10 protein-coding genes are annotated in these 11,645 nt (G+C 62.5%); 6 read left to right on the forward strand and 4 right to left on the reverse strand.

Features of this window, described 5'->3' with window-relative positions; translation table 11 throughout:
• The first annotated feature begins 82 nt into the window (after nucleotides 1-82).
• The 3 genes from MB84_RS07300 to MB84_RS07310 all read left to right on the forward strand — a co-directional run bounded on the left by MB84_RS07300 (nucleotide 83) and on the right by MB84_RS07310 (nucleotide 3,975).
• Nucleotides 83-901, forward strand: a complete 819-nt coding sequence (locus tag MB84_RS07300) for an IclR family transcriptional regulator (protein ID WP_046291299.1) — start codon at nucleotides 83-85, stop codon at nucleotides 899-901.
• 483 nt (nucleotides 902-1,384) lie between these two features.
• Nucleotides 1,385-2,470 carry a porin gene (locus MB84_RS07305; protein WP_046291300.1) on the forward strand — a complete coding sequence of 362 codons (1,086 nt, stop codon included), beginning with the start codon at nucleotides 1,385-1,387 and terminating at the stop codon, nucleotides 2,468-2,470.
• A 131-nt stretch (nucleotides 2,471-2,601) separates the two neighbouring features.
• Nucleotides 2,602-3,975 carry an MFS transporter gene (locus MB84_RS07310; RefSeq protein WP_046291301.1) on the forward strand — a complete coding sequence of 458 codons (1,374 nt, stop codon included), beginning with the start codon at nucleotides 2,602-2,604 and terminating at the stop codon, nucleotides 3,973-3,975.
• Nucleotides 3,976-4,058: 83 nt separating this feature from the next.
• On the opposite strand, the gene MB84_RS07315 is transcribed toward MB84_RS07310, so the two are convergent.
• The 3 genes from MB84_RS07315 to MB84_RS07325 all read right to left on the reverse strand — a co-directional run bounded on the left by MB84_RS07315 (nucleotide 4,059) and on the right by MB84_RS07325 (nucleotide 7,715).
• A complete protein-coding gene (locus MB84_RS07315; protein ID WP_046291302.1) occupies nucleotides 4,059-5,069 on the reverse strand; it encodes an AraC family transcriptional regulator in 1,011 nt (336 codons plus the stop codon).
• Nucleotides 5,070-5,255: 186 nt separating this feature from the next.
• Nucleotides 5,256-6,023 carry an SDR family NAD(P)-dependent oxidoreductase gene (locus tag MB84_RS07320; RefSeq protein WP_046291303.1) on the reverse strand — a complete coding sequence of 256 codons (768 nt, stop codon included), beginning with the start codon at nucleotides 6,021-6,023 and terminating at the stop codon, nucleotides 5,256-5,258.
• Nucleotides 6,024-6,053: 30 nt separating this feature from the next.
• The gene (locus MB84_RS07325; RefSeq protein ID WP_046291304.1) at nucleotides 6,054-7,715 is read right to left on the reverse strand and encodes an AMP-binding protein; all 1,662 of its coding nucleotides are present in this window, start codon (nucleotides 7,713-7,715) and stop codon (nucleotides 6,054-6,056) included.
• 506 nt (nucleotides 7,716-8,221) lie between these two features.
• Between MB84_RS07325 and MB84_RS07330 the strand changes: the two genes are divergently transcribed.
• The 3 genes from MB84_RS07330 (at nucleotide 8,222) to MB84_RS07340 (ending at nucleotide 11,129) form a co-directional block, all read left to right on the forward strand.
• Nucleotides 8,222-9,355 (forward strand): acyl-CoA dehydrogenase, encoded by a 1,134-nt coding sequence (locus MB84_RS07330; RefSeq protein WP_046291305.1) that lies wholly within the window; start codon nucleotides 8,222-8,224, stop codon nucleotides 9,353-9,355.
• A gap of 12 nt (nucleotides 9,356-9,367) precedes the next feature.
• The gene (locus MB84_RS07335) at nucleotides 9,368-10,507 is read left to right on the forward strand and encodes an enoyl-CoA hydratase/isomerase family protein (protein WP_046291306.1); all 1,140 of its coding nucleotides are present in this window, start codon (nucleotides 9,368-9,370) and stop codon (nucleotides 10,505-10,507) included.
• Between the two features lie 64 nt (nucleotides 10,508-10,571).
• Nucleotides 10,572-11,129, forward strand: coding sequence for a YggT family protein (locus tag MB84_RS07340; protein ID WP_039399685.1), 558 nt, complete (start codon nucleotides 10,572-10,574; stop codon nucleotides 11,127-11,129).
• Here MB84_RS07340 and MB84_RS07345 read toward each other — a convergent pair.
• A complete protein-coding gene (locus MB84_RS07345) occupies nucleotides 11,103-11,378 on the reverse strand; it encodes a hypothetical protein (protein WP_211279356.1) in 276 nt (91 codons plus the stop codon). The two genes, MB84_RS07340 and MB84_RS07345, sit on opposite strands and share 27 nt — an antisense overlap.
• Between the last annotated feature and the right edge of the window lie 267 nt (nucleotides 11,379-11,645).

Below are 11,645 nucleotides of genomic sequence, written 5' to 3' on the forward strand. Positions count from 1 at the left end.
ATAATGTGCGCCTTCGATGAATATCGTCTATCGGTTGCGCGGAACCGCCGCACACCGGTCGGCGCCATTGTGCGCAAACGGCATGAGCAACGACAGCGATAACAAATATTCGGTCCCGGGCCTGGAGCGCGGTCTGCGCATCCTCATGACTTTTTCGGCGCGTGAGCCGGTGCTGGCAGGGGCGGACCTTGCCCGGCGGCTGGGCATTCCTCGCTCGACGGTGTTCCGTCTGTTGCAGACGCTGGAAGCCGAAGGCTTTATCGAGAAGGCGGGCGACGACCGTCATTACCGGCTCGGTGTGGCGGTGCTGCGCCTCGGCTTCGAGTATCTGAACTCGCTGGAGCTGACAGATCTCGGGACACCGGTTATCGAGAAGCTGCGCGACGCGACGGGCTTCTCCAGTCACATCCTGATTCTCGATCAGCGTGACGCGGTGTTCGTCGCGAAGGCGGCCAGCCGCGAACTGGTGTTCGGTACGGTACGTGTCGGTACGCGTCTGCCCGCGCATGCGACCGCCGTGGGGCACATTCTGCTCGGCGATTATTCGTTGCCGTCGCTCAAGCAGCTTTATCCGGAACGCAAGCTCGAAGCATACACGGCGCACACACCGACCACGGTCGACGCGCTCCACCGCGTGGTGCAGGAAGACATCGCTCGCGGCTACAGCATGAGCCAAGCCTTCTTCGAACAGAACATTTCGACGATCGCCGCGCCGGTGCGCAATCATCGCGGGCAAATTGCCGCCGTTATCAGCGTGACGATCCCGCAGGCACGCGTCGAAGCCGACTTGCTCGAGAACGGTATCGTCGAGAAGGTGGTATCTGCTGCCGATGAGCTTTCCCACAAGTTGAATTACCGCTCTGAGCGCGCCGGGGTTGTGCCTTTGGGCGGGCGTCAGTGATTTAACCCCCGACGGGGCCCAACCCCTGCGGTCCCAAATCCTCGCCACCCTATTTACCCCCCGGGCAGCGACAATCGCCAGCCCCCTGACTCCGTTCCACTACCTTTAAGTCACTACGTCAGGGGGCTGGCGATTGCCGCCATTCCAACGCCCCATTTTTTCTACCTCCACTGCTTTTTCGGCGTGATGCACTCCATCCGTTTACTGCCGAGGTCCCTGCCAGCGCCCCTGGCTGGTGTCATTCCACTATTTTTTCCCACAGACGCGCGTCGCCTTTGTCATTAGCATCTGCGCAACATCAATAAAGGCTTACTTATTTTCTGCTTGTCTCACACTAGTCACTTCGACATAATTGTCTCACCTATTAATCAATGTTTCATAGGTAAGACAATAGCGATGCGGTAGCCGGGACGTTGGGAATGACGTCGAGCGTGTCGGCAAAGGGCGTCAACAGCCCCGGTCATCGGAGGCAAACAGGAGTGGATGGTGAAGAGACGCAGTATCGGCGCAGCCTGCCTATTGGCATGCGTTGGCGCGGCACACGCCGCTGGCAATTCGTTGCAGATTTACGGAACGGTCGACGACGGCCTCACTTATGTGAGCAATCAGGGCGGCGGACGTCTGTTCAAAATGGACGCCGGTATCGGTCAGCCCGACCGCTTCGGCATAAAGGGACGTGAAGACCTCGGGGGCGGTCTCGCCGCCGTCTTCCAACTCGAACAGGGCTTCAATACGAGCTCCGGTGCGCTGATCAATAGCGGCGTCGAGTGGAATCGTCAGGCCTGGGTCGGACTCGCCAGCGATCGCCTCGGCACGGTATCGATCGGGCACCAGACAGATTTCATGCAAGACGTCTCGATTCGCTTCTCGAACGGCTTCTGGCAGCACAATCTGTACGCCTATCACCCCGGTAACCTCGACAATCTGGCGAATTCGTCGCAGATCGATAACGCCGTGAAGTGGAATAGCACGAGCTTCCACGGACTGACGGGCGGCCTGATGTACGGCTTCGCAGGCGGCAACGCGCAAGGGCGCACGGCCGGTGCCTACCTGAAGTACGACAATGGCGCGCTGTCGATGGCTGCAACTTACGTCAGCATCAACAAGCGAACGTTCGATTTTTCGTCGCGCCTCGGTATTTCGTCGATCTTCGGTCAGTCGGCCCTCTCCGCAACGAACCTGTTCAAGTCGGACGCCGTCAACAACACCGGCATCGGCGCTTCCTACCGCATTTCGTCGCGCTGGAACGTGCACGCCCTCTATACACGCAGCGAAGTCCGCGCACCGGGCGGCTCGGGCAACATGTTCAACTACGACGTGGGCACGGAATACCGCGTCACGGAAGCGAACGCATTGACGCTGGGCTATTCGTACTCGTCGTTCAACCACACGCACTACAACCAGATCGAAGCGGGCGACCTGTATTCGTTCTCGAAGCGTACGCAATTGCAGGCGCAAGTGACCTACATCGGGGCGACGGGGAATAACCATGCCGCGTCGTATCCGATCGGCGCATCGAGCAATCACGATCAGATGCTGCTGCGCGTCGGGATGTATCACAGCTTCTGAGGAGCGTCTAGGTCTCGGCACCGTCGGCGTCGAATTCGTTCGGTGCCGACGATGTCGGCGACATGGGTGATTGCAGGATTTGCGGCAGCTTCGGCATGACGCCGCCTATTACTAGATTCACGAGATTTAACATGTCAGCTTCTCTGCCCCCCGCATCCTCCCAGCGCCCGTCGCGTGTGCGCTACTGGATGCTGTTTCTGGTCTTCGTCGGCACGGTCATCAACTACGTCGACCGCGCCAATCTCTCGGTCGCCGCCCCGATGCTCAAACAAGAGTTCGGCCTCGGACCGGTCGAACTGGGCTTCATTTTCTCGGCGTACGCATGGACGTATGTGATCGCGAACATTCCCGGCGGCTGGGTGATCGACCGCTTCGGCACGCGTGCGATCTACGGCGTGGCCATCCTCAGTTGGTCGGTGCTGACGTTCATGCAAGGCTTCACGTCGCGCTTCGTCACGCTCTTCGGTATGCGCCTGGGCGTGGGCATTGCCGAAGCCCCGACGTTCCCGGTGAACAATCGCGTGGTCTCGATCTGGTTTGCGCAACGTGAACGAGGGGTGGCCACGAGCATCTACCTCGTCGGCCAGTACATCGGCATGGCAGCCCTCACGCCAGTGCTGTTCTGGATTGCCCACACGTGGGGCTGGCGCGAGATTTTCTATGCGACAGGTCTGCTGGGCATCGTGTGGGCCGGTGTCTGGTTCGTCGGCTATCGCGATCCGGACAAGTGCTCATGGGTCAACGCCGCAGAACTCGAACATATTCGCAGCGGCGGGGCGCTCGTCGAAGTGAAGTCGGCGGAACCAGCAGCGACGCAGAAATTCCCGTGGCGCAAGCTGTTGGAGCTGTTTCGCAATCGCCAGATCATCGCGATCTGCGTGGGTAAGTTCGCGTCGCTCTCCTCGCTGTACTTCTTCCTGACGTGGTTCCCGACGTACCTGATCACCGAACGTCATATGACGGTGCTCAAGGCCGGTGGCATGACGTCGGTGCCGTTCGTGGCGGCGTCTATCGGTGTGGTGTGCGGTGGCCTGCTCTCGGACTGGCTGCTGCGTCGCGGTGTGGCCGTCGGTACGGCACGCAAGACACCCATCGTCACGGGCCTGCTGCTGGTGCCGACGATGTCGCTGACGGTGCTCACGGACGCTAACTGGCTCGTCATCGCGATCATGTCGTTCGCGTTCTTCGCGCAAGGCGTGGCGTCGGCGTCGTGGTCGCTCGTGGCAGACATCGCCCCCAAGGGCATGGTCGGCATCACGGGCGGTGCGGTGAACTTTGCCGGTAACCTCTCGGGCATCATCACACCCATCGCGATTGGCTTCATCGTCAAAGCGACGGGCTCGTTTGGCTGGGCGCTCGGTCTCATCAGCATCTTCGCCATCGCCGGCGTGCTGTGCTACCTGCTGCTGCTCGGCGAAGTCAAACGCATCGAACTGGACGACGATGACAATGACGGCAAGAAAGGCCAAAGTGCTGCCGTGACCGGGAAGACCCGCACGGCCTGAGATCGCTACCGTCGTCCGCCTGGCGGATGACGGACCGCACCGCCTGACGCGTCATCGGACCGGAACGAACGGTTCAGGGCACGTCAGGCTTCCACCGCCTGACGCCGGTAGTCGCCCGGCCGCGCGCCGGTCCATTTCCGGAACGCCCGGAAGAACGCGCTGGGATCGGCGAAGCCCAACGACAGCGCAATTTCCAGCATCGGCTTGGATGTGTGGCAAAGCGCGTGAATCGCCAGATCGCGTCGCAACTGATCCTTGATCGACTGATACGACTGCCCCTCGTCTTCCAACCGTCGGCGCAACGTCGACGGCGTCGTGTGAAACTCACCCGCCAACGCTTCGAACGCAGGCCAGCTATCCGTCGGCATGGTCTTCAGGCGCCGCCGGACCCGCGCCACCATCCCCCTGGCGTTCTTGTACTTGAGGATGATGTTGCCCGGCGCAGCCCGCAGGAAGTCTTTCACCGTGACTTCGTTTTGCACGACCGGTAAGTCCAGGCACGCAGCGTCGAACTCAATAGCGGTATGCGGAGCACCGAAGACCAACTGCGCGGAATACATGGTGCGGTACTCATCGCTATACACCGGTTCTTCAAAGGCGAAGTACGCCGTTCCCAGCGTCACGCGCCGCGCGATCAGCCAGCAGGTGAGTGCGTAGAAGAGAATCAGCAGCGTCTCATGTCCAAAGATGCGCGGCGCTTTCGCATCCGGACGCTCATGGACTTCAAGTCGGGCCAGCGCGCCGTCGCGCACCAGATGCATCTCCAGGTCGTCGAGCAACAGCCCCATGAAGCGGCAAGCGCGCTGCAACGCCTGTTCCAGCGTGTGGCAGGCGACGACGCTGTGACACAGCATCGCAAAACTGCCGACCTTCATGCGCCGCGAATCCTGTCCGAAAAACTCGTCGTCCAGTGCGAGACTGATTAGCCGCCATAGATGCGCGTATCGATCCGCCGAGACACGCCCCTGTGGATGCGCGAGCAACGACGGGGCGATGTCTGCGGCGCGCAGCAATGCCGTCGGATCGCCGCCGAGTCGCTCGACGTGCGCCAATGCGTTGATCACAAAATGAATCGAAATGCTGCCTTTTTCCATGCGTCGCGAATCGGAGCCGGCGGAATGCCGTAGCAGGGGGACGCAGGAATTCTAGCAGTGCGGCCCCTGTCGGCGCTTCCGTCACCGTCCGAAACGCTGATCGGAGTATTCCGAAATCGCAGATTTAGCGCGATGCGTGGACCAGGCGTTTCGATTGCAGCGCAAGACGTCGAGACTGCCTTCGGCTTACTTCGGTGCCATGCGCAATGCGCCGTCAAGGCGAATGACTTCGCCGTTGATCATCGTGTTCTCGACGATGTGGCGCACCAGCGCGGCATACTCCGACGGGCGTCCCAGGCGCGGCGGAAACGGTACCGACGCGCCGAGCGCAGCCTGTACCTCAGGCGTCATGCCAGCCATCATCGGTGTTTCGAAAATCCCCGGTGCGACGGTCACGACGCGCACACCGAGTCGCGCCAGCTCACGCGCGGCGGGCAGGGTCAGTGCGGCGACGCCGCCCTTGGACGCCGCGTACGCCGCCTGACCGATCTGCCCGTCGAACGCTGCGACCGATGCCGTGTTCACGACAACGCCGCGTTCGCCTTCGGCATCCGCTTCGCCCTCGGCCATCGCCGCCGCCGCAATGCGCAGCACGTTAAACGTGCCGATCAGGTTCACGTTGATGACGCGTGCGAAACTCTCGAGCCGGTGCGGTCCCTGCTTGCCGAGAATGCGCTCGCCGATGACCATGCCCGCACAGTTGACCACGCCGTTCAGCGTGCCGAAGGCATTTTTCGCCGTGTTGACTAGGCGCTGCACATCGTCTTCGCGCGTGATGTCGGTCGTGACGAAGCGCGCGGCCTCGCCCAGCGCGTCGGCCTGTTTGGCCCCGGCTTCGGCATTGATGTCGCCGAGCACGACTTTGGCGCCTGCGTCAACGAACATGCGGGCGGTGGCGGCACCGAGTCCCGACGATGCGCCGGTGACGAGAAAGACACGATCCTTGATTTGCATTGCGAATCCCGAATAAGTAAGAGGGGGCGCTCAGGCCGCGCTGGCCGACGCTTGCGCGGCTTTTGCGATTTCCTGATTGCGCAGAATGAAGCGCTGGAGCTTGCCGCTCGGTGTCTTGGGCAGTTCGGTCACGAATTCGACCTCACGCGGATACGCGTGCGTCGACAGTCGATGGCGAACGTGTTCCTGCAATTCGCGGGCGAGAGCGTCCGACGGCAGGAACTGGGCGTGCAGCACGACGAATGCCTTGACCAGCTCCGTGCGCTCGGGGTCCGGCTTGCCGACGACGGCCGTTTCGATCACCGCCGGATGCTCGATCAGCGCGCTTTCCACGTCGAACGGACCGATGCGATAGCCAGCCGACGTGATGACGTCGTCGTTACGTCCGACGAAGCTGATGCTGCCGTCGGCATTGCGCTCGACGGTGTCGCCGGAAAGGTAGTAGTCGCCCATGAACGCGGGCGTCTCCCGCTCCCAGTAACCGCCGAACCACATCAGCGGCGATTGCTTGCGGTCCAGCGCGAGCACGCCCGGCTGGCCGACAGGGCACTCACGACCCTCGTCGTCGAGCACCACGACACGATGCCCCGGCGAGGCAAAGCCCGCCGCCCCCGATTGCACCGGGTGCGAAAGTGCGTGATGGTTGCAGACCACCATGCCCAATTCCGTCTGGCCGTAATGGTCGTGAATGGTCACACTGAGATGCTCCGCGAACCAGCGAATGACCTCCGGATTCAGCGGCTCTCCGGCGCTCGACACGGCTCGGAGCCCCCCCTTGACGGACGCTGCCGCTTTGTCGCCGCCAGCGATGAGCAGACGGAACGCCGTGGGCGACCCGGCGAGATTGGTGACCCCCAGTTTGTTGATGATCCGGTACGTGCTCTCGACGGTGAACGGCCCGTCGTAGAACGTCGTGGGAATCCCCATCGCGAGCGGCCCCGTGACGGCGTAATAGAGCCCGTACGCCCAACCCGGGTCTGCAATGTTCCAGAAGGTGTCGGTCGGACGCAGATCGACGGCGTCGCGCATATAGCCCATGAACGCCATGATCGCGCGCAGCGGCACCATCACCGGTTTGGCGGCGCCCGTCGTGCCCGAAGTGAACATCATCATGAAGGGATCGTCGCCCCGGCGCATGACCGGTTCGAACACCTCGTCGTGGTGCTCGACTTCGTGCCAGAAACTGAAATCGCCGCGTCGCACACCCTGACCGCGAGGGCCGCCGACGGTCGCGACCGGCGGGCAGTTGGCGACTTCGTCCAGCTTCGCCCGATTGGCCGCGTCGGTAATGACGAGCTTGCTCTGCGCGCTGTGCAGACGGTGTTCGATCGCCTTCGGCCCGAACGCCGTGAATAGCGGCTGATAGACAGCGCCCGCGCGCCAGGTACCGAGAATCGTGACGAGCAATTCCGGCGTGCGAGGCAGCAGGCCGCTGACACGGTCGCCGGGCTGCACCCCCTGTTCGCGCAGGAAGTTGGCGAAGCGCGCCGACAGGGTTTGAAGCAATTTGAACGTCCAGGTCTGGCTCGTGCCGTCCTTGCCTTCCCAAAACAGGGCGATGCGCCCGGGAAGGGCGTGACGGTCGCAACATTCGACACAGGCGTTCATCGCGTCGAGGTTGCCGTCCAGTGTGGCGCGCACGGTCGCGTCGAGGTCGAACGCCTCATAAGCTTGGGCGTAATCCGCAGTCATAGGTTGTCTCCTGTAGACAGATGCCGATCGGCAAGCGCGCCTGCGATACAGTGACCTCCGAGCGCTTCGCCGACCGCCCGCGGCACCGTCTGTTCTCGGGGGCGATGCTCGCGGGCAAGGGGGAAATTCATCGTAATGGGTGGCATCGGCGGCAGGCAATGTCCAATCGGGTCAGAGTTCGTGAGGGATTTATCCACTCCGCAAACAGGGGATCCCGGCGCGCGTCAGGCGTGCCCTGAGCGTTGTCCGGCAAGGCCTGCGGCGATTCCCTGCGGCCATGAGGGTTTGTCCCGAGTCCGATACAGACGATTCCGATGGCAATTCCGCTCATCCAATTTGCCGTTTTTGGCTATGGTGCCAACTGAGCGCGATCCCTACACTGGATCTATCGACAGGCGAAGACCTCGACGATTTTTACCGCGATTTTTACTGCGATTCTTACCGCGATTCTTACCGCGATTCTCACCGATTACGTTCCCATAACGTCACGGCGCAGGAGACAGAGCATGGATTTCTACACCGAAGACCAACGCATGATTCGCGATATGGCGCGTGCGTTTTCCACCGAGCAGCTTGCGCCGAATGCCGCGCAATGGGACCGTGAGTGCGCACTGCCCGACGCGATGGTCGCGCAGATGGGCGAGCTCGGCTTGCTCGGCATGATGGTGCCGGAGCAGTACGGCGGCTCGTACACCGATTACACGGCGTATGCGCTGGCGATGGAAGAGATCGCGGCGGGTTGCGCTTCCACGGCCACGATGATGTCCGTGCACAACTCGGTTGGCTGCACGCCGATCCTGAAGTTCGGCAACGACGCCCAGCGCGAACGCTGGCTGCCGGATCTGGCCGCAGGTCGCAAGATCGGGGCGTTCTGTCTGACCGAGCCTCAAGCCGGGTCGGACGCCAGCAATCTGAAGACACGCGCCGAGCGCCGCGGCGACAAGTGGGTGCTCAACGGCAACAAGCAGTTCGTGACGAACGGCAAGCGCGCGGCAGTGGCCATCGTGTTTGCGGTGACCGATCCGGCGGCTGGCAAGCGCGGCATCTCGGCCTTCATCGTGCCGACCGATACGAAGGGATTCGAGGTCGGGCGTCCCGAGCACAAGCTGGGCATTCGCGCGTCGGACACCTGTCCGATCACACTGGTCGACTGCGAGGTCGGCGAGGACGCCATGTTGGGCGAGCCGGGGCAGGGGCTGAAGATCGCGTTGTCCAACCTTGAGGGCGGGCGCATCGGGATCGCTGCGCTCGCACTTGGGGTGGCGCGCGCCGCGTTCGAGGCGGCGCTGCAGTATGCGAACGAGCGTCAGCAGTTCGGCAAGCCGATTCGCGAGCATCAGAGTATCGCCAACATGCTGGCCGACATGACGACACGCATCAACGCGGCGCGGTTCCTGATCCTGCACGCGGCAGCGCTGCGCACACAGGGCTTGCCCTGCCTGACGGAGGCGTCGCAGGCAAAGCTCTTCGCGTCGGAACTGGCGGAGTGGGTGTGCACGCATGCCATCCAGATTCACGGCGGCTACGGGTATCTGGAGGACTATCCGGTCGAGCGCTTTTATCGCGATGCCCGCATCACGCAAATCTACGAAGGCACCAGCGAAGTCCAGCGGCAAGTGATTGCCCGCGCACTGGATTGAGGGGGAGGGCAAGTGAATCTGCACGATGGCGCTGTCGAGGCGCAAGACGAAGTGTTATTCGACGTGACCAACGGGTTCGGTGTGATCACGCTCAACCGGCCGAAGGCGCTCAATGCCATCACGCACGGTATGGTGCGCGCCATGTGGCGACAACTCACGGCGTGGAAAGACGACCCCACCGTGCGTGCGGTGCTGATCGAAGGGGCGGGAGAAAAGGCGTTCTGCGCTGGCGGCGATGTCCGCGCGCTATACGACAGCCGGGTGAACAATGCCGACGCGCATCAGGCGTTCTTCGTCGACGAGTACCGGCTCGATTATCTGATTCACCGATATCCGAAGCCCTATATCGCGTTGCTCGACGGCATCGTCATGGGAGGGGGCATGGGTGTCGCGCAAGGCGCGGCGCTGCGCATTGTGACCGACAGAACGAAGCTCGCGATGCCGGAGACGGCCATCGGCTTGTTCCCGGACGTCGGCGCAAGCTGGTTCCTCGGCCACCTCGCACCGACGCTGGCGCGCTATCTCGGCCTGACCGGGGCAACCATTACGGCGGCCGACACGCTCTACTGTGGACTCGCCGATGTCTGGGTCGAAGGCGATGCACTGGCGCAACTGCGCGAGGTGCTGCTGAAGTTCGAATGGGCTAAGGACGCCCCGAGCGCTACGGATCACGGTAACGACGCGTTGCTCGCGCGCCTGCGCGCCGCCATTCTGCCGCTGGGGCGAACGTCGTCGGACGCCGCGCCGCTTGCTGGCGTGAGAGCGCCGCTCGACCGACATTTCAGCGCCCTTGACGTGCCGGGCATCGTGGCGTCGCTGACGGCCGACGCCGACAATCCCTGGGCGGTCGAAACACTGGCGCTGCTTCGCCAACGCTCCCCGCTCAGTCTGTGTGTGACCGACCGGCAATTACAGAAGGGGCGACGCCTCGATCTGGCGGACGCTTTCAGGATGGAACTGGTGCTGGGCTATCACGCTTTCGCGTCCGGCGATTTCGTCGAGGGCGTCCGTGCGCTATTGATCGACAAGGACAAGCAACCCCGTTGGCGCTTCGCCACCTTGGACGACGTACCGACGACCGAGGTGGACGCCTTCTTTGTTTCGCCGTGGCCAGAAGGGCAGCATCCACTGAATGCGTTAGGCAGGGATTGAACTCGGGCAAACGCGTGCGACAATGCCGGTTTTGCGGGGGACCGCACAATCCGTTGGAGTCCAGATGCTCGTCGAAATCGCCCGTCTGTTGCTAGACCTTGTTTTTTCGCTATTCGGCGCTTTATTGCTTTTGCGTGTGTGGATGCAGGCAACACGGCTGCCTCCGCGCAATCCGCTCTCTCAAGGGGTGTTCCAGTTCACCAACTGGATCGTGTTGCCGCTGCGGCGTGTCGTGCCGGGCGTTGGCGGGATCGACTGGGCCTGCGTGATCGGCGCATGGATCGCGGCGATTCTCTATCTGGTGCTGATCACGGCCGTGGTGGGGGTGTCGCCGGTCACGGTGTTCCCGCGTGGCTTGCTAGTGGCGCTGGTGCTCGTCGCCAAGTGGGGCGCCAATCTGGTGATGTGGCTCACGCTGCTGATGGCCGTGCTGTCGTGGGTCAATCCGCGGGCCACGGCGATGCCGATTCTCCAGCACTTGCTCGATCCGCTGCTGCGCCCGCTTCGCCGCGTCATTCCGATGGTCGGCGGCTTCGATCTCTCGCCGCTCGCGCTGTTCCTGCTGATGCAGATTCTGCTGATCGTGCTCGCGCGCTTAAGCCTGTTCTTCGCGATGCTCTGACGCATCCGCGTTCGTGTTCGCAGGCAGCGATGTAGCTGCCTGCGGCACCCGTTCCAATCCAAGACGCCGCAACACTCTGTGGCCGTCTTCGGTCACGCTCACTTTCGTTTGTCCCTCGTCCACGGCCACACGCACCAGACGCGCTTGTTCAAGCGCGGCGAGGTCGGGCGATTCGAGCGCATCTGCATCGATGGGGCCCAGGGATGCGGCCGCCAGCAACAGCGTTGCGATTTCATGCGGGCTCAGCATGGTCATGCTCCTTGAGGCTATAGCTTTCGCGTCGGCGCGATTCGTTCGTTCACAGTAACGGGCGAATGTAAGCCCGTGACTACGCCATGTTTACCGCACGTTACGACTCGCCTCCGACCAAGCCTCCCCAGGCGGTCCAGTGACTGTCCTGTGAATCTGCTACCTGACGACTGAGTGATATCGAAGCGATATCCGAGTGACGCTGCGCGACGCTTGTGAACCGGCGCGCAGTGAAACCGTACTTCAGCGTCGGATCGCAAAGCCGCC

Origin of the sequence: Pandoraea oxalativorans, assembly GCF_000972785.3 — a bacterium.
GTDB lineage: Bacteria > Pseudomonadota > Gammaproteobacteria > Burkholderiales > Burkholderiaceae > Pandoraea > Pandoraea oxalativorans.

Bases quoted from the DNA above. Each gene is read 5' to 3' on its own strand.
- MB84_RS07300 (WP_046291299.1), top strand. From the start codon at position 83: ATGAGCAACGACAGCGATAACAAATATTCGGTCCCGGGCCTGGAGCGC.
- MB84_RS07305 (WP_046291300.1), top strand. From the start codon at position 1,385: ATGGTGAAGAGACGCAGTATCGGCGCAGCCTGCCTATTGGCATGCGTT.
- MB84_RS07310 (WP_046291301.1), top strand. From the start codon at position 2,602: ATGTCAGCTTCTCTGCCCCCCGCATCCTCCCAGCGCCCGTCGCGTGTG.
- MB84_RS07315 (WP_046291302.1), bottom strand. From the start codon at position 5,069: ATGGAAAAAGGCAGCATTTCGATTCATTTTGTGATCAACGCATTGGCG.
- MB84_RS07320 (WP_046291303.1), bottom strand. From the start codon at position 6,023: ATGCAAATCAAGGATCGTGTCTTTCTCGTCACCGGCGCATCGTCGGGA.
- MB84_RS07325 (WP_046291304.1), bottom strand. From the start codon at position 7,715: ATGACTGCGGATTACGCCCAAGCTTATGAGGCGTTCGACCTCGACGCG.
- MB84_RS07330 (WP_046291305.1), top strand. From the start codon at position 8,222: ATGGATTTCTACACCGAAGACCAACGCATGATTCGCGATATGGCGCGT.
- MB84_RS07340 (WP_039399685.1), top strand. From the start codon at position 10,572: ATGCTCGTCGAAATCGCCCGTCTGTTGCTAGACCTTGTTTTTTCGCTA.
- MB84_RS07345 (WP_211279356.1), bottom strand. From the start codon at position 11,378: ATGCTGAGCCCGCATGAAATCGCAACGCTGTTGCTGGCGGCCGCATCC.